This window comes from Micromonospora sp. NPDC000316 (assembly GCF_042898885.1).
Lineage (GTDB): Bacteria > Actinomycetota > Actinomycetes > Mycobacteriales > Micromonosporaceae > Micromonospora.
On the sequence record NZ_JBIAZG010000002.1, the window covers coordinates 420,589 to 446,986 of the forward strand.

The 26,398-nt window shown below is 71.4% G+C and carries 29 protein-coding genes; 12 read left to right on the plus strand and 17 right to left on the minus strand.

All coding sequences use genetic code 11. The features are described from left to right. Positions 1-128 precede the first annotated feature (128 nt). A complete protein-coding gene (locus tag ACFY2Q_RS06505) occupies positions 129-764 on the plus strand; it encodes a hypothetical protein (RefSeq protein ID WP_387128144.1) in 636 nt (211 codons plus the stop codon). A gap of 23 nt (positions 765-787) precedes the next feature. On the opposite strand, the gene ACFY2Q_RS06510 is transcribed toward ACFY2Q_RS06505, so the two are convergent. From ACFY2Q_RS06510 to ACFY2Q_RS06525, 4 genes are all read right to left on the minus strand, one after another. Then, a complete protein-coding gene (locus ACFY2Q_RS06510) occupies positions 788-1,369 on the minus strand; it encodes a dihydrofolate reductase family protein (RefSeq protein ID WP_387128145.1) in 582 nt (193 codons plus the stop codon). 66 nt (positions 1,370-1,435) lie between these two features. Continuing rightward, entirely contained in the window at positions 1,436-2,275 is an 840-nt protein-coding gene (locus ACFY2Q_RS06515) for an AraC family transcriptional regulator (RefSeq protein ID WP_387128146.1), read from the minus strand. A 134-nt stretch (positions 2,276-2,409) separates the two neighbouring features. Beyond that, a complete protein-coding gene (locus tag ACFY2Q_RS06520; protein ID WP_387128147.1) occupies positions 2,410-2,778 on the minus strand; it encodes a DUF4180 domain-containing protein in 369 nt (122 codons plus the stop codon). Next, positions 2,771-3,220: a helix-turn-helix domain-containing protein gene (locus ACFY2Q_RS06525; protein WP_355631634.1), complete on the minus strand. Its 450-nt coding sequence runs from the start codon at positions 3,218-3,220 to the stop codon at positions 2,771-2,773. The genes ACFY2Q_RS06520 and ACFY2Q_RS06525 overlap by 8 nt, the downstream gene beginning before the upstream one ends. Before the next feature lie 181 nt (positions 3,221-3,401). Between ACFY2Q_RS06525 and ACFY2Q_RS06530 the strand changes: the two genes are divergently transcribed. Next, positions 3,402-6,704 (plus strand): ATP-binding protein, encoded by a 3,303-nt coding sequence (locus ACFY2Q_RS06530; protein ID WP_387128148.1) that lies wholly within the window; start codon positions 3,402-3,404, stop codon positions 6,702-6,704. 28 nt (positions 6,705-6,732) lie between these two features. On the opposite strand, the gene ACFY2Q_RS06535 is transcribed toward ACFY2Q_RS06530, so the two are convergent. Next, positions 6,733-7,686, minus strand: coding sequence for an alpha/beta hydrolase (locus tag ACFY2Q_RS06535; RefSeq protein WP_387128149.1), 954 nt, complete (start codon positions 7,684-7,686; stop codon positions 6,733-6,735). A gap of 50 nt (positions 7,687-7,736) precedes the next feature. Beyond that, a complete protein-coding gene (locus tag ACFY2Q_RS06540) occupies positions 7,737-8,042 on the minus strand; it encodes a putative quinol monooxygenase (RefSeq protein WP_387128150.1) in 306 nt (101 codons plus the stop codon). A gap of 158 nt (positions 8,043-8,200) precedes the next feature. Between ACFY2Q_RS06540 and ACFY2Q_RS06545 the strand changes: the two genes are divergently transcribed. Then, on the plus strand, positions 8,201-9,106 hold the full coding sequence (locus ACFY2Q_RS06545) for an AraC family transcriptional regulator N-terminal domain-containing protein (RefSeq protein WP_387128151.1): 906 nt from the start codon (positions 8,201-8,203) through the stop codon (positions 9,104-9,106). 50 nt (positions 9,107-9,156) lie between these two features. On the opposite strand, the gene ACFY2Q_RS06550 is transcribed toward ACFY2Q_RS06545, so the two are convergent. Genes ACFY2Q_RS06550 through ACFY2Q_RS06560 form a run of 3 tightly spaced genes read right to left on the minus strand, consistent with a single transcriptional unit; the run spans position 9,157 to position 11,613 of the window. Then, a complete protein-coding gene (locus ACFY2Q_RS06550) occupies positions 9,157-10,020 on the minus strand; it encodes an ABC transporter permease (RefSeq protein ID WP_387128152.1) in 864 nt (287 codons plus the stop codon). Continuing rightward, entirely contained in the window at positions 10,017-11,030 is a 1,014-nt protein-coding gene (locus tag ACFY2Q_RS06555) for an ATP-binding cassette domain-containing protein (protein WP_387128153.1), read from the minus strand. Before ACFY2Q_RS06555 ends, ACFY2Q_RS06550 begins: the two co-directional genes overlap by 4 nt. A 25-nt stretch (positions 11,031-11,055) precedes the next feature. After that, positions 11,056-11,613, minus strand: coding sequence for an NADPH-dependent FMN reductase (locus ACFY2Q_RS06560; RefSeq protein WP_387128154.1), 558 nt, complete (start codon positions 11,611-11,613; stop codon positions 11,056-11,058). 130 nt (positions 11,614-11,743) lie between these two features. Between ACFY2Q_RS06560 and ACFY2Q_RS06565 the strand changes: the two genes are divergently transcribed. After that, positions 11,744-12,259 carry a GNAT family N-acetyltransferase gene (locus ACFY2Q_RS06565; RefSeq protein WP_387128155.1) on the plus strand — a complete coding sequence of 172 codons (516 nt, stop codon included), beginning with the start codon at positions 11,744-11,746 and terminating at the stop codon, positions 12,257-12,259. A 24-nt stretch (positions 12,260-12,283) separates the two neighbouring features. On the opposite strand, the gene ACFY2Q_RS06570 is transcribed toward ACFY2Q_RS06565, so the two are convergent. Together ACFY2Q_RS06570 and ACFY2Q_RS06575 are read right to left on the minus strand one after the other, a co-directional pair. Then, a complete protein-coding gene (locus ACFY2Q_RS06570) occupies positions 12,284-13,135 on the minus strand; it encodes an aldo/keto reductase (protein ID WP_387128156.1) in 852 nt (283 codons plus the stop codon). Between the two features lie 97 nt (positions 13,136-13,232). Then, on the minus strand, positions 13,233-14,201 hold the full coding sequence (locus ACFY2Q_RS06575) for a LysR family transcriptional regulator (RefSeq protein ID WP_387128157.1): 969 nt from the start codon (positions 14,199-14,201) through the stop codon (positions 13,233-13,235). Positions 14,202-14,252: 51 nt separating this feature from the next. On the opposite strand from ACFY2Q_RS06575, the gene ACFY2Q_RS06580 reads away from it, so the two are divergent. Then, on the plus strand, positions 14,253-15,164 hold the full coding sequence (locus ACFY2Q_RS06580; RefSeq protein WP_387128158.1) for a serine hydrolase: 912 nt from the start codon (positions 14,253-14,255) through the stop codon (positions 15,162-15,164). 153 nt (positions 15,165-15,317) lie between these two features. Further along, positions 15,318-16,295: an MBL fold metallo-hydrolase gene (locus ACFY2Q_RS06585; RefSeq protein ID WP_387128159.1), complete on the plus strand. Its 978-nt coding sequence runs from the start codon at positions 15,318-15,320 to the stop codon at positions 16,293-16,295. Between the two features lie 21 nt (positions 16,296-16,316). Here ACFY2Q_RS06585 and ACFY2Q_RS06590 read toward each other — a convergent pair whose 3' ends face one another. The 4 genes from ACFY2Q_RS06590 to ACFY2Q_RS06605 all read right to left on the minus strand — a co-directional run bounded on the left by ACFY2Q_RS06590 (position 16,317) and on the right by ACFY2Q_RS06605 (position 19,334). Then, positions 16,317-16,862: an SOUL family heme-binding protein gene (locus tag ACFY2Q_RS06590; RefSeq protein ID WP_387128160.1), complete on the minus strand. Its 546-nt coding sequence runs from the start codon at positions 16,860-16,862 to the stop codon at positions 16,317-16,319. A gap of 71 nt (positions 16,863-16,933) precedes the next feature. Continuing rightward, positions 16,934-17,644, minus strand: coding sequence for a hypothetical protein (locus ACFY2Q_RS06595; protein WP_387128161.1), 711 nt, complete (start codon positions 17,642-17,644; stop codon positions 16,934-16,936). A gap of 2 nt (positions 17,645-17,646) precedes the next feature. Continuing rightward, positions 17,647-18,441: an ABC transporter permease gene (locus ACFY2Q_RS06600; RefSeq protein WP_387128162.1), complete on the minus strand. Its 795-nt coding sequence runs from the start codon at positions 18,439-18,441 to the stop codon at positions 17,647-17,649. Beyond that, positions 18,438-19,334 carry an ABC transporter ATP-binding protein gene (locus ACFY2Q_RS06605; protein WP_387128163.1) on the minus strand — a complete coding sequence of 299 codons (897 nt, stop codon included), beginning with the start codon at positions 19,332-19,334 and terminating at the stop codon, positions 18,438-18,440. Before ACFY2Q_RS06605 ends, ACFY2Q_RS06600 begins: the two co-directional genes overlap by 4 nt. A gap of 132 nt (positions 19,335-19,466) precedes the next feature. Between ACFY2Q_RS06605 and ACFY2Q_RS06610 the strand changes: the two genes are divergently transcribed. The 3 genes from ACFY2Q_RS06610 (at position 19,467) to ACFY2Q_RS06620 (ending at position 22,133) form a co-directional block, all read left to right on the plus strand. Next, on the plus strand, positions 19,467-20,720 hold the full coding sequence (locus ACFY2Q_RS06610; protein ID WP_387128164.1) for a sensor histidine kinase: 1,254 nt from the start codon (positions 19,467-19,469) through the stop codon (positions 20,718-20,720). Beyond that, the gene (locus ACFY2Q_RS06615) at positions 20,699-21,451 is read left to right on the plus strand and encodes a response regulator (RefSeq protein WP_387128165.1); all 753 of its coding nucleotides are present in this window, start codon (positions 20,699-20,701) and stop codon (positions 21,449-21,451) included. The genes ACFY2Q_RS06610 and ACFY2Q_RS06615 overlap by 22 nt, the downstream gene beginning before the upstream one ends. A 244-nt stretch (positions 21,452-21,695) precedes the next feature. Then, positions 21,696-22,133, plus strand: a complete 438-nt coding sequence (locus tag ACFY2Q_RS06620; RefSeq protein ID WP_387128166.1) for a hypothetical protein — start codon at positions 21,696-21,698, stop codon at positions 22,131-22,133. Positions 22,134-22,231: 98 nt separating this feature from the next. On the opposite strand, the gene ACFY2Q_RS06625 is transcribed toward ACFY2Q_RS06620, so the two are convergent. Next, positions 22,232-23,011 (minus strand): D-Ala-D-Ala carboxypeptidase family metallohydrolase, encoded by a 780-nt coding sequence (locus tag ACFY2Q_RS06625; RefSeq protein WP_387128167.1) that lies wholly within the window; start codon positions 23,009-23,011, stop codon positions 22,232-22,234. A 304-nt stretch (positions 23,012-23,315) separates the two neighbouring features. On the opposite strand from ACFY2Q_RS06625, the gene ACFY2Q_RS06630 reads away from it, so the two are divergent. Both ACFY2Q_RS06630 and ACFY2Q_RS06635 read left to right on the plus strand, forming a co-directional pair. Beyond that, complete coding sequence (locus ACFY2Q_RS06630; RefSeq protein WP_387128168.1) at positions 23,316-23,954, plus strand: DUF6642 family protein; 639 nt, start codon at positions 23,316-23,318, stop codon at positions 23,952-23,954. A 44-nt stretch (positions 23,955-23,998) separates the two neighbouring features. Beyond that, positions 23,999-24,463: a PPOX class F420-dependent oxidoreductase gene (locus tag ACFY2Q_RS06635; RefSeq protein WP_387128169.1), complete on the plus strand. Its 465-nt coding sequence runs from the start codon at positions 23,999-24,001 to the stop codon at positions 24,461-24,463. A 12-nt stretch (positions 24,464-24,475) separates the two neighbouring features. Here ACFY2Q_RS06635 and ACFY2Q_RS06640 read toward each other — a convergent pair whose 3' ends face one another. Continuing rightward, positions 24,476-25,708: a serine hydrolase domain-containing protein gene (locus tag ACFY2Q_RS06640; protein WP_387128170.1), complete on the minus strand. Its 1,233-nt coding sequence runs from the start codon at positions 25,706-25,708 to the stop codon at positions 24,476-24,478. 95 nt (positions 25,709-25,803) lie between these two features. Here ACFY2Q_RS06640 and ACFY2Q_RS06645 point away from each other — a divergent pair, with 95 nt between their 5' ends. After that, complete coding sequence (locus ACFY2Q_RS06645; RefSeq protein ID WP_387128171.1) at positions 25,804-26,397, plus strand: pentapeptide repeat-containing protein; 594 nt, start codon at positions 25,804-25,806, stop codon at positions 26,395-26,397. The last annotated feature ends 1 nt before the right edge of the window (position 26,398 follow it).

Here is a 26,398-nt window from a genome sequence, read left to right on the forward strand (position 1 = left end):
CCCCGCCGAGATCAATAGCTGACTGTCGATATTTCCCATCGATACCGCGATATGGCGTCAGCGGGCGGTGGTTGGAAGTGCCTCGGCCGTAGCGTCCGGTGCAGTTGGCGCGATCCGAGGGGGCAACCATGCAGGCAGTCGAGGGTGGGGTATTACCGGGTGAGCGGGCTCCGGTAACCGTCAACATCGACCGGTGGCGGGCGGGGCTGCCGCCGGACGCGTGGCCCGACAGCCTTCCGACCAACGGCGAGATCTGGCGGCGCGATGTCTTCGCGGTGGCCGACGCGTACCGGGCCGGGTCCGCGAGTCCGCGACAATTGCTGACCGCCGTGTTGGCCTGGAGTTACGGACCCATCGGGTACGGCCCGTGGCGCACCGCCAAGTCGCTCGCGGCCGACCCGGACGGCAAGCGCCTGGCGTACGCGCTGGAGGCGATGTCCGAGCCAGCGCCGGACGAGGATGCGCTGCGCACGGCGTACGGCCGATTGTCCGACCCCGACCATGCACGCCTGCCGTGGTTGGGGCCGGGTTTGTTCACGAAGGTCCTCTACTTCGTCGGTTACCGGCGCGGCGTGGGCGGTGTGCAGCCGTTGATCCTCGACCGTGTCGTGGCCAGCCACCTTCCGGCGGAGGCCGGTGTCAGTCGCCGCAACGGGTGGTCATCTGAGGAGTGGCTGGCCTATCTGCGGTGGGCAGGCTCGCAGGCCCAGGCAAGGGGGATCGAGCCGGAGGCGGTGACGATGGCGGTCGCGAACGACTGGTGAGGCGGTGGGGACGCTCAGATCGGTCAGCGGCGCACCTGATAGCGCAGGTGAAGCACCCGGTTGCCCTGAATCACCACGTCAGGGTCCTCCAGCAGGTGCTGCGCGTCGACCGACCCGAAGTAGCGCTTGCCGGACCCGAACACGACGGGTACGACGTCCATGCGTACCTCGTCGATCAGGCCCGCGGCAAGCACCTGGCCGCCGACGTCGCCAGCGGCGACCTCGACTATGCGGTCACCCGCAAGCTCCTGCGCCTTGGCCACGGCTGCCTCGACGCCGTCGACGAAGTGAAACGGTGCCTCGGGGTCCCAGCCCTCGGGCGCCGGCCGGTGCGTCACGACGACCACGTGGTCGATCCCGCCTGGAGGCTTCCCGTCCCAGCCGTCCGTCATGTCGAAGACGTGGCGGCCGACGACTGTCACCCCGATCTGGTCCCAGTACGGCCGGGTGTAGTCGTAGGAGGTCTGCGACACCTTCACCGCGCCGCTGGAGTCCAACGGGACGTCACCGTTGAGCAACCAGTCGAACAGCGGGCCGGGCTGGTCATTCTCGTCCGCGACGAAGCCGTCCACCGACACGGAGCTGTACATGACCACCTTGCCCACGGGGCTCTCCTCTGCTCTGGGATGCCCCCAAATTAGCGTGCCGTTAGCTGCCGCTCTTGTAAGAAATCAATCCGTCGGCAGCGGCCAGCTGTCCAGCACGTGGTCGGGATGTTCGCGCAGGAACCGCCGCCGGACTTCGACGTACCGTGTCGGGGTGAGGCCGGTGAAGGCCCGGAACTCGTGGCCGAAGTGGGCCTGGTCGAAGTAGCCTGCGCTACCGGCGAGGTCGGCCCAGTCGATCGGTTCGGCGGGGTTGATGGCGAACACGGTGGCGGTGAAGCGGTAGGTGCGGGCCAACCGCTTCGGCGTGACGCCGACGAGCGCCTTGAACCGCTGTGCCAGATGAGTGCTGCTGACACCGGCTGCCTCGCTCAGGTCGCCGATCGCCACCGCCCCGCTGGTCGCCGCGATGACCCTGCTCGTATGGCGGACCAGCCCCAGGCCGGCGGTCTCGCACAGCCGTCGCATCAGCTCCTCCTCGAGCAGCGTCAGCATCTCGTGCGGTCCGTCCGCCGTGGCCAGCCGGTCTCGCAACTCAGCAACGGCGGGCCGGCCCCAGATCTGCTCTACCGTCACCGGCCGGTCACACAGCTCGGCCGCGGGCATCGGCAGGAACGGCGCCAGCCCCCACGGCTTGAAGTGCGCGCCGACGGACCGGGTCGGGCGTGGGTAGCCGAACTCGAACGCGCGGGTGGGCGTGGTGACCACGCAGCCGTCGGCGTAGTCGGCCGTCTCGATGTCGGTGCCGGCGCGGATGCGGAACGGCGCCCCGAGGTTGACGATGAGCAACGCCGCCGGACTTGCCGGCAGCGTCAGTCGGGCGTACGGCGGCACACCCTCCAGGTAGTAGAGGTCGTCGATCAGCCCGTCCAGCGGCGGTCGCGGCACTCTGGACACGTACTCCACGCCCACAGCATCGCCGATATCGCGCGCCGGGATGGTCCAGCCCGCGCTGCCGCCAGCATCGAGCCGGCATCGATCCCGGACGCCCGCCATCCGATCGCAGCCCGCCGGGGGAATTACGTGAGCGCTGACAGCGGCTACGCCGCGGCGCGGAGGCGGTCGTCGAGCGCGTCGAGGTCGGGGACGAACCAGACGTGCCCGCCCTGGTTCGACTCGTGCACCAGGGCGCGCAGCGCCGAGCTCTCCGCGAGCTGTGCGGAGATGTCGCCGACGACGACCAGGCGCAGCCGGTAGTTGACGAACTTCTGCATAACGTCACCGGCGAAGCGGGTGCCCAGCGAGAAGAAGCGCTCGTCGAGTCGGTTGGCGGGCACGGCGACCACCTGGGCGCCGAGGAAGGCCGCTCCGATCAGGTCCAGCGCGTCCTGCTCGGTGGCGACCGGCGGGCCGGCCGGGTCGCAGACGAGCACCTGCACCCCGACGCGTTCCTGGATCTGGTCAGGCATCGTGGACCTCCCGGTCGATAAGGCCGTTGTCGGCGTTGAGGACGGCGTCGAGCAGGTGCAGCAGTTCGGCGGTGGCGGCGGGGTCGCCCAGAATGATGATCTTCAAGCGGCGTCGCGCCTCGTCGTGCACGGTCTGCACCCGTAGCGGATTGGCCTGGTCGTGGCCGGTGTTGGCGCTGGCGAGCACGAGCGTGCCGAGTCGGTCGGCGGAAGCCCGGTCGACGCCGTCGATCTGCACGATGCTCGACACCTCGGCCGGCCCGGGGGCCACGGCGGGCGACGTCTGCCCGGTGAGCGCATCGAGGTCGGTGGCGGCGATCCGGTACTGCTTGCCGATCCGCACCGCCCTCAGCCGACCGGACCGGATGTAACCGCGCACTGTCCGCACGTGCAGCCCGAGTCGGTCGGCGACCTGCTCCACCGAGTACATGTCTTCCTTCATCACTCCCTAACTTACCTTAACCAAGGATGTTAGGGAGTGATGGGGAGTGGTGGCAACCGTGACTCGTTTACGACATCAGCTCCAAAGGGCCTGGGGGGCACCAGTGCCCCCAGCGGCGGTGTCACCCTGAGTAGATAAGCAGGCGACCGGTGTCGGACGGTTCCAGTACCGTCTGGAAACCATGGACGCGCACCTCGGCGACGCCATCATCGGGCGGGATCATCCCGCGGCCCTGCTGCACGCCGAGCTGGACAGGGCCGCCACCAGCCACGGCGGCCTCGCCCTCGTCACCGGCGAGCCGGGCATCGGCAAGACCACCCTGGTCACGGCGGCTGCCCGGGAGGCTCGGCAGCGCGGCGCGCTGGTGCTTGGCGCAGCCTGCTGGGATTCCGACAGCGCTCCCGGCTACTGGCCGTGGTTGCAGGTGCTGCGCGGCCTGCGGCGCTCCGCCGACGACTGGGCGGCGGCGCGGCAGTCCGCAGAGCCGGCCCTTGCGGCTCTGCTCGGGGAGACCAACACCAAGGACCAGGCCGGCCGCACCGCCAGTTGGGCCGGCGTCGACACGGGTGGCGACATCGCGGACCGTGAGGCGTTCGCCCTGTACGACGCGGTGACCGCCGCGCTAGTCGCCGTCTCCCAGCACCGGCCGGTCGTGGTCGTCCTCGACGATCTGCACTGGGCCGACCCGGCCTCACTGCGGCTGCTGGAGTTCGCCGCCCAGCACACCTGGTTCGAACGGCTGTTGCTGATCGGCACCTACCGTGACGCCGAGGTCGAGTCGGGCGACCATCCGCTGCGCCCGCTGCTGATGCCGCTGGTCGCCAAGGCCACCACGATCACCCTCACCGGCCTGACCCGCGACGAGGTGGCCGCGCTGATCACACGCACCGCCGGGCGGGAGCCCGAAGCCGACCTGGTCGACGAGGTCCACAGGCGTACCGGCGGCAACCCGTTCTTCGTCGAGCAGACCGCGCGGCTGTGGCACGCCGACGGTGCGGCCGGCACCATCGCACCCGGGGTACGAGAAGCGGTCCGACGACGACTGGCCCAGTTGCCCCCGGCCGTGGTCGAGGCGCTCACCGTCGCCGCCGTGCTGGGTCGCGAGTTCCACCGTCAGGTCCTCGCGGCCTGCGTGGCCGCCCCGGTGGCACAGGTCGACCGGCTACTCGACCGGGCGGTCACCGCCCGGCTGGTGGTCGCCCGGGGCGGCGGCCGGTTCGCCTTCGCCCACGACCTGGTCCGGGAGACCCTCTACGACGGGCTGACCGACCACGACCGGCAGACCCGGCACGGCGCGGTCGTGCGAGCGGTCGACGATCTGCGGGAGCTCACCGACCGGCTGATCCCGGCCGACCTCGCCCGGCACGCTTACCTTGCCGGCCCCGCGCTCGAACGGGCCCGGGTGGCCACGCTGCTGGTCGCCGCCGGGCGGGACGCGTTCGGCCGGCTGGCCGCCGACGAGGGGGCGGTGCACTTCCGCCGGGCGCTGGAGGTCGTCGACGACCGGGCGCAACGGGTGCGGATGCTCATCGAGTTCGGTGAGGCGCAATATCACCACGCCGGCCGTGACGAGGCCGCAACACTGCTCACCGAGGCCGGGGCGCTGGCCCGCACCCTCGACGACCCGGTGTTGCTGGCTCGCGTCGCCCTCATCGTCAACCGCTCCCGCCAGGTGGAGACCATCCACTCGGTCGAGGCGGCGGAGCTGGTGCGGGAGGCGTACCGACGGCTGATCGGCGAGCCGGACGCCACCGCGCCGGTCAGCGCGCTGGTCGCCGACCTGATCACCGCGACCGAGACGATCGCTCGCCGCGGGCAGGACGACGAGGCCCTCACCTTCAGCCTGTGGGCCCGCCACGACACCACCTGGGGACTGGGGACCGCCGCGGCCCGGGCGGCGCTCACCGCCGAGATTCGGGACGTGGCCCGGCGCTCGGGCGACCGGGAGACGGAGCTGTGGGCCACCTCGCTGCGCTGGGTGGCACTGCTGGAGTTGGGCAACCCCGGCTTCGTCGAGGAGTTCACCGCCTTCGTCAACGCGGACCGGCACGGCGACCTCACCCGGCACCAGATTTCGGCGATCGTCGACAGCGGGATCATCGCGGCTTTCCGGGGTGACTTCGCGGAGGCCGACGAGCGGTTCGTCTTTCTCGCCGACCTCTCCGACCCGGGCCACGCCCAGTTCGGGTTCATGGGCCATCACCTGCGCTGGTCCCGGCTGGTGCTCCAGGGTTGGTTCGCCGAGGCCGAGACCCTGCTCGACGAGCTGGCACCGATCGACTACCCCTATCAGGAGTTGCTGCGGGCGATCACTGCCGCTGAGCGTGGCGACGGTGTGACGACGATCCGGCTGACCGCCGGCATCGAGGCCGCCAACATCCGGTACCCGCGTCCCGTGTCGCCGCTCTGGCTACGACTGCGTGCGCAGGCCGCCGCCGCGTCCCGCGACCCGCAGCGCTGCGACGACGCGCGGGCCGCGCTGACCCCACATCGTGGAGAGTGGATGGTCGGGCTGTTCGGCTGCGACATCAGCGGTCCCGTCGACCACTGGCTCGCGGTGGTCGACGCCGCGCAGGAGCGCTGGGACGACGCCATCGACGGGTTCACGGCGGCCCGCGACTCCGCCGACCGGCTGGGCTCCCGAACCTGGTCGCTCATCGCCCGCGCCGGGCTGGCGAACGCCCTGGCCGCCCGCGGCCACGCGAGCGACACCGCGACCGTGGCCGAGCTACGCGCCACCACCACCCGCGACGCCACCGCCCTCGGCATGCTCCAGGTCCTGCACCGACTCGGCACCCCAGCGCCAGCCACCACCACCCATCCCGCCAGCCCAAACCAGACCGCCGTGCCAAACCAGACCGCCATGCCGAGCCAGAGCGACGTGCCAAGCCAGAGCGCCGTGCCAGGCCAGGCCGCGTCGGTCGTGACTGCAATTCAGGGGTACGAGTTTCGGCGCGACGGGCCCGTCTGGCAGCTCGCCTACGCGGGCGTCGTCGTCCAACTGCCCGACGCCAAGGGTCTGCACGACCTGCACCTGCTGCTGAGTCGGCCCGGCGGTGACGTGCCCGCCGTGGAGTTGCTCGACCCGGCCGCGGGGCCGGAGTTGGTCGCGGCCCGCCGGATGGGCGGTGACCCGGTCCTCGACGACGAGGCGAAGGCCCGCTACCGACGGCACCTGGAGCGCCTCGACGAGGAGATCGACAGGGCCGCCGCCCGCGACGACGACAGGAAGGTGGCCGCGCTTGACGCCGAGCGCGGCGCGCTGCTCGACGAGCTGCGCGCCGCGGCGGGGCTGGCCGGCCGGAGTCGCCGGCTGGGTGACGAGGCAGAGCGGGCCCGCAAGACGGTGACCGCGCGAATCAGGGACACGTTGCGCAAGCTCGACGAGCGCCACCCGGCGCTCGCCGGCCACCTGCGCGACGCCGTCTCGACCGGCAACACCTGTCGCTACCTGCCGCCCGAGACGGTGCCGTGGCGGCTCTGAGCACGGCGGTGCCCGCCGCCGGTGCGGCTCAGTCCTTGGGCTGTGGGTTCAGGACTCGGGCGAGCCAGTCGGCCTGTGCCCGTCGGGCCGCTGCTGAGACACGGACCTGCGGAAAAAGCGTCGAGAAACCGTGGAAGCCGCCGGCCCACAGGTGCAACTCGGCCTGGCCGCCGGCGGCCCAGATCCGGGTCGCGTAGGTGACGTCCTCGTCGCGGAAGACCTCGGCGGAACCGGCGTCGATGTAGGTCGTCGGCAGGCCAGAAAGGTCGTCGGCCAGCGCAGGGGAGACGTACGCGGAGGCGCTGTGTCCGCCGAGGACGCTGCGCCAGCCGAACTCGTTCATCTCCCGGGTCCACACGCCGTCAGGTCCGGTGTACTGGCGGCTGGACGTGGTGTCGTTGCGGTGGTCGAGCATGGGGCACGACAGCAACTGGGCGGCGATGGCCGGGCTGTTGCGGTCGCGGGCCATGAGTGTCACCCCGGCTGCCAGGCCACCTCCGGCGCTGGCACCGGCCACGACGATGCGGGCCGGGTCGATGCCAAGGTCCGCGGCGTTCTCGGCGACCCAGAGCAGGCCCTGGTAGCAGTCATCGACCAGGGTCTCGCCGGTTGCCTCCGGGGCCAGTCGGTAGTCGACCGTGACCACGACGGCGCCGAACTCGTCGAGCCACTCCAGCGGGACGTCGATGTTGGAGAAGCGGTCGCCCCACATCATGCCGCCGCCGTGGATCCAGTAGACGCAGGGTGCGTCGGCAGCACGATCGGTGGGGCTGAGGATGGTCAGCGGGATCGGCGTTCCGTCACCGGCGGGAACTGTGACCTCGCGCCGCTGCACCGCCCGGCCTTCCAGATGCGTCTCGATCGGCGGTTGCGGGAAGTGACGCAGCTGCTCGATCACCTCGGGACCGAGGGGCGGCAGGGTGGGCAGGTCGGCCAGGGGCACGAGCAGTTCGGGATCGATGGTCGGTCGAGGGGTGCTCATCGGAGGGTCCTTCCGTTGCTGTCGGTTCGGGTGAGGGATGCGGTCGCGGTTCAGAAGATCGCCTTGCCGCCGACCGGCACCGCATCGGTGTACGCGGACTCGCCGGCCAGCAGCGGCTGAAGCTTCGCGACCAGGGCCTGCGCCTGCTCGCCGGCGAAGAACGCGCTGTGCGCCTCGGCGCTGGTCCAGCCTTCGGTGACGTGGACGACGTCGGGGTCGGAGGCGGAGCGGGACACCAGGAAGACGAGGCAGTCGTCGTGGGGCAGCGACGGCGCGTCGAGCAGCAACTGGATCAGCTCGTCGGCCTTTCCCGGCTGGGCGGTCATTGTGGCCTGGAACCCGTGGTGGACGGTCATCGGTAGGACTCCTCATTGTCGAGCAGTGCTGCGCTCTCGGGGAAACTGACACTCCAATGAAATCAGCTGCACCAGCAGAAACGTTAGAAGAATGCTCGCGGAGACTTGCCTGATCCTCTCGTTGCGGCGAGGATCGGTAACGTGCTTCAATCGAGGTCGTGAACCTTGACGAGCTGAGGGCGCTGCTGGCCCGCCACGCGCGGCCGGACATGAGCACCGCCATCGACGGGGTGCGGATTTCGAAGGTCGAGCGACAGACCCCGCCCACCACGTCGATGTCGGGCACCGTGCTGGCGCTCATCGCTCAGGGTGCGAAGCGGATGGCGCTGGGCGACCGCGTGTATGAGTACCGCGCGGGGCAGTACCTTGTCGCGTCGGTTGATCTGCCGGTCACCGGCCGTTTCACCCAGGCCAGCCCGGACGCTCCGGCTCTGGGGTTCGGGCTGGTGCTGCACCCGGCCATGGTCGCGGAGTTGCTGTTGCAGGCGGCGCCGGGCGACCTACCGCCGCTGGCCGGTCCGCCGCCGTCGGGGTTGGTGGTAAGTGACGCGCCCGACGAGCTCGGCGACGCGGTGATCCGACTGCTCCGGCTGCTGGACCGGCCCCGGGACGTCACTGTGCTCGCGCCCCTGATCAAGCGGGAGATCCTGTGGCTGCTGCTCACCGGCGAGCAGGGCGCTGCTGTCCGGCAGCTCGGTCTGGCCGACAGCAGCCTCAGCCACGTCGCCCGGGCGGTCCGCTGGATCCGCGACCACTTCGCGCAGTCGTTTCGGGTGGAAGATCTGGCCCGGCTGTCCGGGATGAGCGTGTCGGCGTTCTACCGCAACTTCCAGGCCGTGACCGCGATGAGCCCGATCCAGTTCCAGAAGCAGATCCGGTTGCAGGAGGCGCGGCTCCTCCTCGCGACCCACCCCAACGACGTCACAGGGGTGGCCACCCGCGTCGGCTACGAGAGTGCATCGCAGTTCAGCCGCGAATATCGTCGCCAGTTCGGCGCGCCGCCCAGTCAGGACGCCACACGCCTGCGCGCCGTCCCCCGAGTCGAGGTGCCCGCGGTCGTCTGACGCGACGGGCGCCGCCACTGTCGTGGCGGCGCCCGTCGAGCGGAGCAGGGTCAGCGCCGGTTGTAGCGGTACATGGTCAGCGTGCCGAAGACGACGAGGAACCCGGCGCTCCACGCCAGCAACCACATGGTGCTGGACGGGTCCGACGAGCCGGCCATCGCGGCGCGTACGGCGGCCACCAGTTGCGTGACCGGGTTGACGTTCACGAACGCCTGGAGCCAGCCGGGCATGGTGCTCGGCTCGACGAAGACGTTGCTCAGGAACGTGAGCGGGAACAGCACCATCATGCTGACCCCCATCACCGACTTCTCGCTGCGCAGGACCAGCCCGAAGAACGTCCACACCCAGGAGAACGCGAACGAGAAGACCACAAGCAGCCCGATCCCGACAGCCACCCCGACCACCCCGCCGTCGGGCCGGAAGCCGAGCGCCAACCCGACGCCGAGGATGACCAGGGCGGCGAGGATGTAGCGCAGCACGTCGCCGAAGATCATCCCGACCAGGGCGGCCGGCCGCCACACGGGCAGGGTCCGGAAGCGGTCGAAGATCCCCTTCTCGATGTCGGTGTTGAGGCCGACGCCTGTGTACATGGTGATCATCACGACGCTCGTCACCATGATGCCGGGCAGGAAGAACTGCAGGTAGTCGCGCGGGCTGTCGGCGAGGGCGCCACCGAACAGGTACGTGAACATCAGCACCATGATGATCGGGAACGCGGTCACGTCGAAGAGCTGCTCCGGCACGTGCTTGATCTTCAGCATGGCCCGCCAGCCGAAGGTGAGCGATGCCCCCAGCGCGCTGGGTCGGGGCGGTCGCGCTCCGGGCGCGAGGACCGTTGCCAGCGCCTCGGCGGAGGGTACGTAGACCGACGGCGCCCGTTCGGTGGTGGTAGTGGTCGTTGTGGTGTCGCTCATCGGGCTGCCTCCAGCTGGTCGTCACGCTCGTCGGCGGGCACGGCGGGATGGTCGGTCAGGGCCAGGAAGACCTCGTCCAGGCTGGGCTGACCGAGGGAGAAGTTGTCGACGACGATGCCGGCGCGGGCCAGCTCGCCGAGCGCGCGGGCGGCCTGGGCGCTGGCGTCGAGGTTGGTGCCGGCCTCGCCGACGCGGGCGAGCAGCGCGACCGGGTCGGCTTCGAGCTGCACAGGTACGCCAAGCGCCGCCTGGAGCACCCGTTCCGCCTCGGGTCGCTGCCCGGGGTCGCGCAGTCGCAGGTGGACAGTGCCGGAGCCGACCGACGACTTCAGCTCGCCCGGGGTGCCCTCCGCGATCACCCGGCCGTGGTCGACGACCGCGATCCGCCCGGCGAGCTGATCAGCCTCGTCCAGGTACTGAGTGGTCAGCAGCACTGTCGTGCCGTGCGCCACCACGGCCCGGACGATCTCCCACACCTGGTTGCGGCTGCGCGGGTCGAGGCCTGTCGTCGGTTCGTCGAGGAAGAGCAGGTCGGGAGTGTTGACGATGCTTGCGGCGATGTCCAGGCGCCGCCGCATCCCGCCTGAGTATTTCTTCACCTGACGGTCACTCGCCTCGGTGAGGCCGAACGCGGTGAGCAGGGCCGCGGCGCGGTCGCGGGCGGCCGGTTTGCGCAGGCCGAGGAGCCGGGCGAGGAGCACCAGGTTCTCGGTGCCGGTCAGGTCCTCGTCGACGGAGGCGTACTGGCCGGTGAGGCTCACCCGGCTGCGGACCGCGTCCGCCTCGGTGACCACGTCGTGCCCGAAGACCCGCGCCGAGCCGCCGTCGGGTCGCAGCAGTGTCGCGAGCACGCGGACCGCAGTGGTCTTGCCCGCCCCGTTCGGCCCGAGCAGACCGTAGACGGTGCCGGCGGGCACCCGCAGGTCGATGCCGGCAAGCGCCTGGTTGTCCCCGAACGAGCGGGTGAGCCCTTCGGCCTCGATGGCCAGGCCGGTGGTGCGTCTACTCATGATGGTTACCTTTCGTCGAACGTGTTCAGGAGACGTAGGGCCGGGCCGCCCGGCCGTCACGCAGCGCCAGGCCCCACCAGCGGAGCTGGTCGAGCAGGGCGCGGGTGTCGCGGAGTAGCTCGTCGGTGCAGTGTGGCGTCGTCGGCTCACCCGCGAGCAGGTCGATACCGACGATGTCGCGCACTGTCATGGCGTGCAGTGCGGTGAAGACCGTGCGCAGGTGGTCGACGGCGTGCAGACCTGTGGATCGACAACCGTACGACACGAAGCCGACAGGTTTGGCCTGCCACTCGTCGTACGCATAGTCGATCGCCTGTTTCAGGGGGGCCGGGAAGCTGTGGTTGTACTCGGGGGTGACCACGACGAACGCGTCCGCCCGGCCCACCTCGCGGACGAACGCCCGGATGGGGGCGGTCGGCTCGGCGGGGTAGCTGGCCGGGAAGTCGTACTCGTTGAGGTCAACGACAGTCACGGTGAGGTCGTCGTGCCGCACGGCCTGATCAATGAACCAGTGGGCGACCCGGTCGCCCGCCCGCCCTTCCCGGGTGCTGCCGATGATCACGGCGAGCGCTAACGGTGTCATCGTTACCCCCTTCCATCCTCAAGGCGCGAGACGACGACGCGCGCCCGCTAGATCGGATCTAGCGGGCGGCGTTTCGGTGCGAGATGTCGGTGGGGTCGGCTTGACTGGGGCCGACGAACGGGGGAGTGCGATGGCACAGGTACGCATCCAGCCGTGGCAGGAGGACGACCTCGACCTGCTGCGGCAGCTCAACTCACCGGACACCCGCAAACACACAGGTGGCCCGGAGACCGACGAGCAGGTGCTCGCCCGGCACCACAGGTACGTGCACTTCGCCGAGGGCGGGCAGGGCTGCATGTTCACACTGGTGCTGCCGGACGGGGCACGGGTGGGCAGTGTCGGCTACTGGGGTCGGGAGTGGCGCGACCAGCCGGTGTACGAGTTGGGCTGGGCGGTGCTGCCCGCTCACCGGGGGCAGGGGTTGGCGACCGCCGCGGTGCGCGCGGCGGTCGACGTCGTCCGCGCCCGGCGGGACCGCCGCCACGCGCACGCCTACCCCTCGGTCGACAACCCCGCCTCGAACGCGGTCTGCCGCAAGGCCGGTTTCACGCTGCTGGGCGAGACGGGTTTCGAATATCCGCCGGGCCGGATGATGCGCGCCAACGACTGGCAACTCGACCTGACCGCCCCGCCGACCACGAGTTGAGATCGGCGGAGCGGTCGGCCTGGATCAGCGGGGGACGTAGTCGAACGTGTCCGGGTGCGCGCCCTGCCGGCCGGCCTCGCCCCTGTCCAGCTCGGTGATCCGTTCCATCGCCGCGTCGTCCAGCTCGAAGTCGAAGATCCGGGTGTTCTCCTCGATCCGCTTCGGGGTGGTGGACTTCGGGAAGATGATGTCGCCGCGCTGCACGTGCCAGCGGAGCACCACCTGCGCCGGGGTCCGGCCGAGCTGCTCGGCGATGTCGACGACAGTCGGGTCGCCCAGCACCTTGCCCTGCGCGATGGGCGACCACGCCTCGGTGAGGATGTTGTGCTCGCGGTCGTACGCGCGGACCTCCTCGTTGCCGAAGTACGGGTGCGCCTCGACCTGGTTGACCGCCGGGACCACGCTCGTCTCGGCTGCCAGGCGCTCCAGGTGCGGCACCTGGAAGTTCGACACCCCGATCGAGCGGGCCCGGCCGTCGCGCTGGAACTCCTCAAGCACCTTCCAGGTGGAGACGAAGTCGCCGTCGTAGAGGGTCGGCAGCGGCCAGTGGATGAGGAACAGGTCGATGTAGTCCATCTTCAGGGCGGAAAGCGTCGAGTCGAACGCCTTGCGGGCGTCGTCCGGGCGGTGGAAGCCGTTGTTCAGCTTGCTGGTCACGAAGACCTCGGCACGGTCCAGCCCGGACGTGCGCACCGCCTCGCCCACCTCGGCCTCGTTGCCGTACATCTCGGCGGTGTCGATGTGCCGGTAGCCCACCTCCAGCGCCGTGCTCACCGCCGCGGCGGTGTCCTTGGGCTTGATCTGGAACACCCCGAAGCCGAGCTGCGGAATGGTGTTGCCGTCGTTCATGCTGATGTCGGGAATCGTGATGGCCACTGCGGCTCCTTCGCGTCTTCGTGTCATTGCCTCCTTACCCGGGCGAGGCGCCTATTCACCGTTCGGGGCGAGGGTGACGAGCGCAACGCCGGGCCGTTCACCCGGTCGTGTCGAACAACACCGGCCAGGGCCGCGCCGCAGGCACCGGCGGTGGGTCGGCCGACGCGGGTGGTGCTGGCTCGGCGTCGGCAAGCACATCGGCGGCGAGCTGCGCGAACATCGGCGCCGCCGGATGCGCGGACCGGTCCGGCCAGGCCGCCGAGGTGCGCTTCGCCAGCGGCGCGTCGGCGATCGGCCGCCAGGCGATCCGGGGCTCCCGGCGGGCCACAGTGGCCGGCTCCACGGCCACCCCGCCGCCGGCCAGCACCAGCCCGAAGAGGAACTCCGGGTTGCGCGCCGGCCGGACCCGCGCCGGCCGCCAGCCGTACCGTCGGCACACGCCCAGCAGGTGGTCGTGCCAGCCGGGCGCGGTGGCCCGGGGCGCGGCCACCAGGTCCAGGTCGGCAAGCGACGCGAGCGGCACCTCCCGGCCGCGGGCAAGCGGCGAGGTCCGTGGCAGCAACACCCCGAGTGGTACGTCGACAGCGGCGCCGAAGCGCAGCCCGTCGGCCTCGACCGGGTGGTGCACGAGCCCCACGTCGAGGGTGCGCTCGGTGAGCATCCGGCTCTGCTCGGCGGTGGTCAGCTCGTGCAGCTCCACGTCCAGGCCGGGCGCCCTGGTGGTGAGCCCGTCGAGCAGCGCACGCAGGGTCACCGCGGGGGTCTCCGGCGGCACACCGGCCCGCAGGACACCCAGCTCACCCGCGCGGACCTGGCCCATCAGGCTGCGCAGCCGGCCCTCGCCCGCGAGCAGTTCCTCCGCCTCCCCGAGCAGCAGCTCACCGGCGGTGGTGAGGCGCACCTGGCGGCGGGATCTGTCGAACAGCTCGACGGTCAGCTCCCGTTCCAACCGCTGGATCGACTGGCTCAGCGGCGGCTGGGCCATCCCGAGCAGCTCGGCCGCCCGCCCGAAGTGCAGCTCGTCGGCGACCACCACGAAGTGCCGCAGGTGTCGGAGCAGGTCCACGGCCGGACCCTACGCCAGCGGCGGCGGGCCGCCTGTGGATACGGTGCGGGCGTGGACGTGGGGGAACGCATCGAGGCCATCTTCGCCAGCGCCGGGGTGACCGCGAGCCTGCACGCTGTCGACCTGGACGCGGTGGACCTGACCGCCGACCAGGAGGGTGCCGGGCCGGAGGTCGGTGTGCGGGCCGACGAGCAGGTGGTGATCGCCTCGATCTTCAAGATCCTGCTGGTGCTGGAGTTCGCCAGGCAGGTCGAGGCAGGTCAACTGGACCCGACCGAGCGGATCCTGGTCACTGCCGACGACAGGCTCGGCGGCTGGGGCGTGGCCGGCTGCACCGACGACGTCGAGGTGTCGCTGCGCGACCTCGCGTACTTCGCCATGTCGGTGAGCGACAACACGGCCGCCGACCTGTTGCTGCGCCGGGTCGGCCCGGACCTGTTGCCGATGCTCGCCGCCGAGTTGGGGCTGACACGTACCCGCGTCCTCGGCGGTCCCCGGGAACTGGTCGAGGTGATGCTCGCCGACGTGGGCGCGCGGACCGAGGCGGAGTTCGCACGGATCTTCCCCACCCTGCCGGACGACCGGGTCCGGGCCATGCGGGTCTTCGACCCGGCGCGAACCACCTCCAGCACGGCTCGGGAGATCACCCGGCTGCTGGCGCTGATCTGGCGGGACGAGGCCGGGCCGGCGGCGGCCTGCGCGATGGTCCGCACCTGGATGGCCCGACAGATCTTCTGGACCCGGCTGGCTGCCGGGTTCCCGCCGGGCGTCCGGGTGTCCGGCAAGACCGGCACCCTGCCCGGTCTGCACCTGGAGGCCGGGGTCGCCGAATATCCCGACGGCTGCCGGTACGCCATCGCCATCTTCGCCCGCGCCGACCAGTTGACGCCGCGCCGGATCGACGTGGACCTGGCGATGGGGCAGGCAGCCCGGGCCGCCGTCGAGGCGCTGCGCGGCGGCTGATTTTCCGCCGGTCTCCGCCGTGGAGCACGACCTCGCACCAGGCCCGATATGCGGCGGCGTATCGGAGCCGGCGGTGTTGGATCTTGGACCTGGGCCGGTGGGCGCTGATTGGCTCATGTCGACCAACCACCCGACCACGGGGAGTAGATCCACATGTCCAACCTCGACCGCCGTCGCTTCCTCCGCGACGCCGCAGCCACCACCGCCCTTGTCACCGCCGGCGGCCTCACCGCCGGCTCCACGACCCCTGCCCAGGCCGCGCCCCCGGCCACCGCGCCCGCGCCGACCACCCGCCGCGGCGGTGCCGTCAGCTTCCGCTGGTGGGGTACGGCCGGCTGGCGCGTCGACATCGGGAACCGGACCGTCCTGGTCGACCCGTACCTGAGCCGGATCGACACCGGCCTGTTCACCGGCCCGTTCAACCAGGCCGCCAAGCTGACCGTGCGCACCGACGTGATCGACAGGCGCGTCGACCGGGCCACGACAGTGCTTGTCACCCACACCCACTGGGACCACTTCATGGACGTGCCGTACATCGCCGGCCGCACCGGCGCGCGGGTGTTCGGCACGCTCACCGCGTACCACCTGGGGTTGGCCTACGGGGTGCCGTCGACGCAGCTCAGCGCCGTCAAGGGTGGCGAGGTGCTGGACTTCGGCGACCACACAGTCGAGGTGGTCGGCTCGCTGCACAGCCGCAACGCCTCGTACTCGGTGGCCTTTCCCGGGGTGCGGGTGAGCCCGCCGCCGCTGCCGGCGACCATCGCCGACCTGCCGGAGGGCGACACCCTGGGCTACCTGCTGCGCGTCGAGGGTGGGCCGTCGGTCTATTTCACCGGGGCCAGCGACGTCGCCGAGCGCAACCTCACAGGCCTCGCGCCGGACGTCGCCATGGTGGCCCTGCAGAACGCCACCACCACAGGCGACTACCTGCCCCGGCTGCTCGCCGGCCTGGACTACCCGAAGGTCGTGGTGCCGGTGCACTACGACAACTTCGAGACCCCGTTGCGGAACCCTCCGGTCGTCGCCCCCGCCGACCGCACCCGGTTGAACGAGATGATCGCGGCGATCCGCCGGATCTCGCCACGTACCCGGGTGCTCGTGCCCGAGTACGAGACCGCGTACCACTTCTGACCCTGTCGACGCGGCCCTCGGCTACTCCACGACCGGCAGCACGACCTCGTTGCGGCGCAGGAACCACGGCTTCCACGGCGGGTCGAAGCGCGCGTACCGGATGGCGCCTGTGGGTTGCAGCCCGGCGGCGGTGACCGACCGGCCGAGCAGGGTGGCCCGCTGGCTGAACGCCTTCTCCGTCCACCGCCCGGAGAAGCGCAGCGCCGCCGCCAACTGCACCGGAATTTCGCGGATCCGCACCCGGGCGTCCACCGGCTCGGGCAGGGTGGCGGCGGTGCAGGTGGCCGGCAGGATGAACTGGATCAGGTACGCGCCCGGCCACTCGCCCTCGATCTGCACCACAGGCGCGGTCATGGCGATCTTCTGCGTGCCGCCGCCCGGTGTCGCCGGCCCGGTAGGCGCCCGGTTGGCACCCCCGAGGTACGCGGTGAGCGGCCGGAACGCCTCCAACGGGGCCCTGGTGAACGACGACTGGACCCGCATCTCGGCCACCAGGTGGGCCGAGTACCGACGCAGCTCGAAGCCGGGATGACGGGCCACCACCCGGTACCGCTGCCGCTCGGTCATCGCGCGCTCCCAGTGATCTCCTGGGGGAGACGCTACCGCCCATCCGGCCCGGGCTCGGCAGAAGTCGTCTCCTACTGCCCGGGCGTGACCGCCCGCCCGGTCAGCCGCCAGTGCTGCCGCGTCTTCTCGTCGCGCAGCACCACCCCGAGCCGGCCCAACTCCCGGCGCATCTCCTGGGCGTCGTCGCGGCGGTCCTTGCCGAGCGCTCGCTCGCGGGCCTGCAGCAGGGCGTCCGCCCCGGCGGGCAGGTCGGGCAGCCCGGGCACCCACAGCCGGTACGCCGCGCGGTGCGGGTCGCCGTCGGTCCAGCCCCAGCCGTGCGCGCGGAACGCCGCCGCCAGCCGGTCGGCCGGCAGGTCCGTCGGCTCCCGGGCCAGCTCCGCGCCGTCGGAGTCGAGCAGCACCAGGTGCCCGTCGTCGACGAATACCACCCGGGTCTCGGCCCGCCCGACGTGCCGGTCCTTGCCGTCGCGGCGGAGCGTGACCTGCGCCGGGTCGACGGTGACGATCAGTCGCTCGGCGGTGCCGATCCCGGCCACGACCAGACCGGCAAGCGCGCCCACCGCCGCCGCACCGCCGAGGGCCTGCGCGTCGGGCAGCCGGTCGAGCAGCCCGAAGAGCCACTGCACGGGTGCCCACGGCAGCCCGGCGACCCAGCCCGCCGCCAGGGCGAGCAGGCCGCCGGCACCCGCGCCGAGCAGCGGGAAGCCGCCCCACATGACAACCAACTCCAGCGGGCCACCGCTGACGACGGTGTGCGGACGGGTGCCGGCGACGGCCATGGTCAGGACACCTCCCGGCGGATCGTCCGGACCATTCCGAGGGCCAGCGGCAGGACCAGCCAGAGCAGCAGGGAGACTCCCAGCCGTGCCCACTGTTCGCCCGTGACGTCGCTGGTGAAGAACGGCTCCATGGTCTGGCTAGTGTCCAGCCAGCCGGACGGACCCCGCAAGGGCCTTACCAACTGGCTGAGCACCGTCCAGAGGGTCGGCAGCAGCAGGTAGCCGACGATTGTCAGCGGCGGGTTGAGCAGCAGCAGGCCGAAGGCGGCGCCCATGAGAACGCTGGCGACCTGGACGACCCCCGCGTGCAGGATCAGCGACCCGTCGGCGTCCCAGGTGCCCGCGCCGCCGCTGGACGACGCCACAAGCGTCCCGACGGCGGCGACGCCCAGGATGGCAACCAGCGAGGCGAGCGCGGCCAGCACCACAGCGATCAGCTTCGCGGCCACCACCCGCTCCCGTCGGGGCACAAGCGCGTACGTGGTGAGGGCGGTGCGCTGCGACCACTCGCTGGTGATCGACAGGATGCCCAGCACCGGCAGGAGCACGCTGACCGGCAGCAGCGACGGAACGAAGAAGGTGACGAATGTCAGTTCGGCGTCCTCCCCGAAGATCAGCAGGAGGACGACGATCGCGGCGGAAACCAGACCGATGGTGATCAGCAGCCAGCGTCCGGCCCGGGTGTCGACGAGTTTGCGCAGCTCGACGCCGGTGAGACGAAGCAGCGACGGTCGGCGTACCGGAGCGTGCTGCGGGGGTGCGACGGCGCCGGCCGCGGGCGCGGTGGTGGTGGTCATCGGACGGCCTCCTTTGTGGTTTCGCCGGCGGTCAGGGTGAGGAACAGCTGTTCGAGGCCGCCGCCAGTGGCGGGGCGCAGCTCGGCCAGCGCGACGCCGGCGTCGGCCGCGGCCTGGCCGACCACCTCGGCGTCGGCCTGCACCAGCAGGCCGTCCGCGCTGTCGGCGGCGGTCAGGTCGGCCGCTTCCAGCGCCCGGCGCAGCGCCGCGCCGTCGCGGGCCCGGACCACCGTCCCGCCGGCGGCCAACAGCTCGCTCTTGTCGCCCTGAGCCACGATCCGGCCGCCCCCGATCACCACCAGCCGGTCCGCGACCGCCTCCACCTCCCGCAGCAGGTGGGAGGAGAGCAGCACCGTGCCGCCCCGGTCGGCGAAGTCGCGCAGCAGCCCGCGCATCCAGAAGATCCCCTCCGGGTCCAGGCCGTTGGCCGGCTCGTCGAGGATCAACACCCGGGGGTCGCCGAGCAGCGCGTGCGCCAGCCCGAGCCGCTGACGCATACCCAACGAGTACGCCTTCACCCGCCGCTTGGCGGCCACCGCGTTCAACCCGACCAGGTCGAGCTTCGCGGCGACCTCCCGCCGGCCCAGACCCATCGTGTACGCGGACAGCGTCAGCGCCTCGCGGCCGGTGCGCCCGGCGTGCTGGGCGGAGGCGTCCAGCAGCACCCCGACCTCCCGCCCCGGGTTGGGCAGGTCCCGGTAGGGGAGCCCGGAGACGGTGGCGCGGCCGGCGGTCGGCGCGGTGAGCCCGCAGATCATCCGCATGGTGGTGGACTTGCCGGCCCCGTTGGGCCCGAGGAAGCCGGTGACGGTGCCTGGTTCGCACTGGAACGACACGTCGTCCACGGCCGGGTGCGGCCCGTACCGCTTGGTGAGGTTCTCCACGGTGATCATGTCGTCGAGTGTGTCCGCGCCGCCCGGCCATCCGCTGCGGCCGGCGGTCGGTGCCGCGCCGACCTTGGTCGATCATCGGAACTCGACTTTGGTAGCTGGTTGTCGGGGCCCGATGCTGCCTAGCATGGGCGCGTGACCAGCATCGCCGTCCCGGAGCACCCCTGGCTGCTGCCGGGGGAGCTGGTGGTGCCGGCGGAGCCCGAGCGTGCGCGTCCGCGCCGCACCACCCGTGACTGGGTGGTGGACAGCCTCGCGTTCCTGCTCGGGCTCATCTGGGTGCTGTACGCCACCGGGGACGCGCTGTCGCCCGACCCGCAGACGGCGGTCCCGCTGCCGCACGACTGGATGGTCGGCGTGGACGCGCTGATCGGTCTGGTCTGCTGCGGGCTGCTCTGGTTCCGCAGGCGGTGGCCGCTCGGGTTGGCGGCGGCGACGCTGCCGTTGAACCTGTTCTCGATGGCCGCCTCCATCCCGCTGTTGATCTTCTATTTCACCGTCGTGGTGCACCGGCGGACCGCCGTGGCGGTGGCGGTGACCGGGGCCGGTCTCCTCACCAACCTGGTCTTCAGCTGGAGTCGTCCGGATCCGGCCATGCCGTACTGGGGGACGGTGGCTTGGGGCGTGGTGATCACCTTCGCCGTGCTGGCCTGGGGAATGTTCGTCCGCGCCCGGCGGCAGTTGATCGTGTCGCTGCGGGACCGGGCCGAGCGGGCCGAGGCCGAGCAGCAGCTCCGGGTCGCCCAGGCCCGACACCTCGAACGCACCCGGATCGCCCGCGAGATGCACGACGTGCTGGCCCACCGGATCTCCCTGCTCAGCCTGCACGCCGGCGCGTTGGAGTTCCGCCCCGACGCGCCCTCGGACGAGGTGGCCCGGGCGGCCGGGGTGATCCGGGACAGCGCACGCGCCGCCCTACAGGACCTGCGGGAGGTCATCGGGGTGCTCCGGGCCGAGGGGGACGGCGGCAGCGACGCCCCGGAGCCGCCACAGCCCACCCTCGCCGACCTGCCGTCACTTATCGCCGAGTCGCGGGCGGCCGGGGTACGGGTCAACGTCAGCGACACCGCCGCCAGCCCGGGCACGGTTCCGGCGGCACTGGGCCGGGCCGCGTACCGGATCGTGCAGGAGGGGCTTACCAACGCCCGCAAGCACGCGGCCGGCGCGACCGTCGACGTGGAGGTGGCCGGCGGGCCGGGCACCGGGCTGACCGTGGTGATCTCCAACCGGTGGCCGGTGGGCCCGCCCACCGGGGGCGAGTTGCCCGGCGCCGGCACCGGGCTGGTCGGCATCACCGAACGGGTCACCCTGGCCGGCGGCCGGCTCGCGTACGGGCGCGACGACACGGGCGACTTCCGGTTGGCCGCGTGGCTGCCGTGGCCGGCGTGACCGGGCCGTCCGGCGGGGCTGGTCCCACGGGCGGGGCTGGCGACAGGGCCGATTCGCCCACCGCTGCGGTGCGGGTGCTGATCGTGGATGACGACGCGCTGGTCCGGGCCGGACTCTCGATGATCCTCGGCGGCCTGCCGGACCTGCGGGTGGTGGGCGAGGCGGCCGACGGCGGCGAGGTGCCGGCAGCGGTGGCCGCGTACGCCCCGGACGTGGTGCTGATGGACATCCGGATGCCCCGGGTGGACGGGCTGACCGCCACCGAGTTGCTGCGCGCCCAGCCGCACCCGCCGGAGGTGCTGGTGCTGACCACCTTCGACGCCGACGAGCAGGTGCTGCGGGCGCTGCGCGCCGGGGCCGCCGGTTTCCTGCTCAAGGACACCCCGCCAGCGGAGATCGTGCGCGCGGTGCGCCGGGTCGCCGCCGGTGAGGCGACGCTCTCCCCGACGGTGACCCGGACGCTCATCGACCACGTGACAGCCGCCGCCCCCAGCCCGGTCGGCCCGGACCCGCGCCGGGAGCGGGCGCTGCGGCTGCTCACCGGCCTCAGCGAGCGGGAGCGGCAGGTAGCGGTCGCGGTGGGCCGGGGCCGCACCAACGCGGAGATCGCGGGGGAGTTGTTCATGAGCGTGGCCACGGTGAAGGCGTACGTCTCTCGCCTGCTGACCCGGCTCGACCTCAACAACCGGGTCCAGGTGGCCCTGCTGGTGCACGACGCCGGCCTGGTCTGAGGCGGCCTCGTCGGCGGTGAAGCACCGACACGCTCATTCGTGAGGGTTCCGGACTTGGAAGTATCAGAGGTGGAACTGCTTACCGCGTACCGGATTTGAACTTTCGTCAGGTGTCGGCCGTACCACTGGCTGAGGATGTCGGTGCGGTAGGTCCGCCGTACCGCTGCCGAACTGCGGGAGGCCTGCCGTGCGAGTTGGTGAGCAGTCGACGGATCCCATCGATCAGGTACTGGGTGAGGTGCCGATGCCGGCGCCTCTGACCCCGGAGGATGTCCGGCTCGCGGTCCGGGCGGTGGTCGTGCACACCGCCGAGGAGTGGCCGACCGGGCCGCTGTGCCGCAACGACGGCGCCTCCTACCCCTGCCGGTTGCACAGGTGGGGGCGGCGGGTGCTGGAGACCCACGGGCTCAACGAGCGGCAGATCGAGGCGCTGATCCGGCACGGTAACCCGTTCGTGCACGTACCCTTCCCGTTCACCGCGACCGGGCCGTCGCCCGCGCGCCCCGCCGGCACCCGGCCGGCGACGGCGAGCGCCGGCTACCCGGCCCCGAGCGCCGGGCGCGCCGGGCCGCCGGCGCGACACCAGGCCGCGCGGGTCGCTCCCCCCGGGGTACGACCCACCGCCGCTGCCCGGCCGGTGACTCCCCCCGTCACCGCGCCGCGCTGGCCTCGGGCGAGCTGAGCGGCGCTACCCCCGCCCGCCCAGCCCGGGGCGACACGACGCCGGCCCGATGCGGAGGTTCCCCACCGCGCCGGGCCGGCGTCGCTCTGGCCGGTCGCTCAGTTGTTGACCCCGCAGTCGGGGGCGGACCAGCTCGTGGTGTTCGAGCTGCGGTCGCTGTTGTTCTCCCGGCGCGAGTCGACGTGCACGTGGTCGTCGTGGTCGGGGTAGCCCGGCCCGTAGATCCCGCTGAAGCCGTGGTTGCGGGCGGTGCGGGCGATCTGGCACAGCGATGACGTCCGCGAGGTGACGTCGGCGGCGTTGCCGTAGAGGTGCTGGCTGTCCGACGCGCCGCCCACCCGGTCGTTGCAGGCCCGACTGCGGTACCCGCTGGACACGTAGAGCGGCTTGTCGCCGAGGCTCTTGCGCAGCGCCTCCAGCTTCCACATCGTGCGCAGCGCGTTCTGCTTGGTCTGGGCCGCCGACAGGGGGCCGCCGCTCCACCCGCTGCCGCCGCAGCCGTTGTCCAACTCGTTGTAGGTGAAGTGCGCGGGCGTGCAGTCGTTGTCCTGGAGTTGGTACAGCTTGGCGTAGGTCTGCGGGCCGGCGACGCCGTCGGCCCGCAGCCCGTACGCCTGCTGGAACCGCTTGACCGCGGCGGCGGTCTTCGGGCCGTAGCGGCCGTCGTTCTCCACGATGTTCCGGTTGCCAGCCCAGCCGGCGACCCGGATCTGCAACTGGCGGACGTCGTCGCCCGAGCGGCCCTGGTAGAGGTTGCGGTTCCAGGTGTAGCAGGCGTCCGCGTGCGCCGCTGGCGCGGCGACCACCGTGGCGATCGCTACCCCGGGCAGAGCCAGGGCGAAAGCGACAGCAGCTCGCTTCAAGGTGTTTACGCGCACAGAAGTCCTCCCGATAGGAGAGCGAATGGGGTGGCTGCCGGGACATCGGCCGGGACGTCCCGTGATTTCCACCCTCGCACCGATCAAGGCGGTTGGCGGCAATTAACGAGAATTGTCCTCGCGATTTGCCGTTCCTGGGTACTGCCTGGGAATACGCCCATTTGCGAAACAGCCATTCACCCCGGATCACCCCGGGCATACGTCAACCCGACCGAACGTCGCAATCAGTCACAGCCGGGGCGATGTCCCGAGGTCGGTGGTGCCCGGTAACGTCAGCGCGAGCGGCGGACTGGCGGAGGTGCGAGTGGCACGCGGTGGCGTCTTCTGTGTCGAGGGTCAGTGGCACCGCGACCTCAACGACAGGGGTTCCGTGCTGCCGACCCTCGAACTCCTCGAACGGCTCGGCAAGATCCGCTACATCCACAAGGGCGCGGCCACCCGGGACGAGCTGTTCTACTTCCTGGACCGCTGGCTGCTCAAGCAGTACGCCGACCACCGCGTCGGCTTCTTCGCCATGCACGGCGAGCCGAGCCGACTCTGCCTCACCGACCGGGAGTCGGTGGGGTTGGACGAGGTGGCCGAGCTGATGGCCGGTCGCTGCGACGGCCGCCGACTCTATTTCGGCAGCTGCTCCGTCCTGCGCGCCTCCGACGCGGTGCTGCGCGAGTTCCTGGACGTCACCGGAGCGGCCCTGATCTGCGGTTTTACCCGGGAAGTCGACTGGGTTGAATCGGCGGCCTTCGAAACCGTCCTGCTGGACATATTGGTCAATGGGCAGCGGCACAATGCCGCCGAACTGCGGATGGGCTCGGCGCACTGGGCGCCGCTCGCCTCGTACCTCGGCTTTCGGGTGATCTACGCCAGCGGCCGGGCCTGGCGGCCGACCGGCCGGCCCCGCGTGCCCACCCAGGCGGTGCCCCGCGCCGCCGCCCGCCCTCGCTGACCCGCCGCCGCCGGCCCGCCCCGACCCTGGTAGGAACGGGAGTCATGGCACCCAGCATCGCGACGAACACCCGGGCCGACCGGGACGCCCTGCTCGACTTCCTCCGCTCACGGCACCGCGTCGTGCTGATGACCACCCGGGCCGACGGTCGCCCGCAGTCGTCCCCGGTCTCCGCGGGCATCGACGCTCAGGGCCGGCTTGTCATCTCCACCTACCCGGAGCGGGCCAAGGTGGCGAACATCCGCCGCGACCCCCGGGTGTCGGCCTGCGTGCTCTCCGACGACTGGAACGGCCCCTGGGTGCAGGTCGACGGCACCGCAGAGGTGCTGGACCTGCCCGAGGCGCTGGAGCCGCTTGTCGAATACTTCCGCAGCATCTCCGGCGAGCACCCGGACTGGGACGACTACCGGGCGGCGATGGTGCGCCAGGGCAAGTCGCTGATCCGCGTCACCATCGACGCCTGGGGGCCGATCGCCACCGGCGGTTTCCCGGCCCGGCTCGCCGACTGACCGCCGGCCCGGTCAGTCGACAAGCGCGGCGTAGACCAGTTGGCGCAGCTGGGAGCGCAGCGGGTAGGTGCTCGACGGCATCAGTTGGGTGAACAGGAGCGCGGTGATCTCCTCGGCCGGGTCCACCCAGAACGCCGTGCTTGCCACTCCACCCCAGTAATATTCGCCGACGCTGCTCGGCACCCGGCTGGGAATCGGGTCGTCGACCACAGCGAAACCGAGGCCGAACCCGATCCCGTCGAGGGTGGTCTCGGCGAAGCCGCCGGTGGACAGGGTGCCCAGGTCCTGCCCGCCGGGCAGGTGGTTGCGGGTCATGAAACGCACCGTGCGCGGCCCGAGCAGGCGTACGCCGTCCAACTCGCCGCCGCGCAGCAGGAACTGGGTGAACCTGTGGTAGTCGGCGGCGCTGGAGATCAGGCCGCCGCCACCGGAGTGCAGGATGGGCTTGTAGTGCGCGATCGAGCCGAGCTGGTCGTAGCGGGCCGCCTGGCCGTTGCGCGGGTCCGGCGCGTAGAGCGTGGCCAACCGGTCGGCCTCGTCGCCCTCGACCCACCAGCGGGTGTCGGTCATGCCCAGCGGGCCGAAGATCCGGTCGGCGAAGAACGCGTCGAGGCTCTGCCCGGAGACCACCTCGATCAGCCGGCCGAGCACGTCGGTGGCGACCGAGTAGCCCCAGGCGGTGCCGGGCTGGAAGAGCAGCGGCAGCTCGCCGAACACCGCGCAGGCGGCGGCCAGGTCGACGTCCCTCGGCGGGTACAGGTCGTAGCCGGCCGCCCGGTAGAGCCCGTCGACCACTGACGTCTGCATGAAGCCGTACGTCAGGCCGGACGTGTGGGTGAGCAGGTGCCAGATCCGGATCGGCTCGGTCGCCGGCACGGTGTACGGCTTGAGCGTCGAGCCCTTCGAATAGACCCGCAGGTCGGCGAACTCGGGCAGCCAGCGGCTGATCTCGTCGGTCAGCTCGAAGCGGCCCTCCTCCCACAGCATCATGGCCGCGACCGAGGTGACCGGCTTGGTCATCGAGTAGATCCGCCAGAGCGTGTCGGCCTCGACCGGGGCACCCGACTCCCGGTCCCGCAGCCCGTACGTCGAGGAGTGCGCCACTTCGCCGCGCCGGGTGACCACCACCTGCCAGCCGGCGAGCCGACCGTCGTCGACGTAAGCGCCGAAGTGCTCGTCGATCCGCGCGAGCCGCGCCGGGTCGAAGCCGAGCTGATCTGGGTCCCTGCTTCGAGCCACACTCACGCCGCCGAACCTACTTGGCAGTACCGCGGTGTCGGAAGGGGGTGTCCGGGCTGAGTCGGCGCCCTGCCGTCGGTGGGTGGTACTAGCCTGGCCGGATGCCGGAGTTGACCGAGAGTGTGACGTTCCGCCACGAAGACTGGTACGGCGAGGAGTTGGCCGACAGGCACTTCGTCGGCTGTGAGTTCTTCGAGGTGGACCTGACCGAGGCGGTCACGCGCGGCGCGGTCTTCACCGGGTGCACGTTCGGCAACGTGTTGTTCAACGCGTCCCGGCACCAGGATTCGGCCTTCACCCGCTGTGTCTTCAAGCGGTGCAACTTCTTCGAGGCCCAGTTCATCGGCTGCAAGATGGTCGGCAGCACATTCGTCGAGTGTCAGCTTCGTCCGCTGCGGGTCGACGGTGGCGACTGGTCGTTCGTCGCGCTGCCCGGCGCGGACCTGCGTGGCGCCTGGTTGAGTGGCGTGCGGATGCGCGAGGCCGACCTGAGCGGCGCCAACCTGACAGATGCCACGGTGGCCGGCGTCGACCTCTCCGGCGCGCAGTTGCAGAAGTGCCGCCTCGGGGGCGCTGACCTGCGGCGCAGCGACCTGACCGCGCTGGACCCGACGACTGTGGAACGGGCCGGCGCGATGGTGGACGTCGAGCAGGCGGTGGTCATCGCGCAGGCGCTCGGCTTCCGGGTCGGCTGAC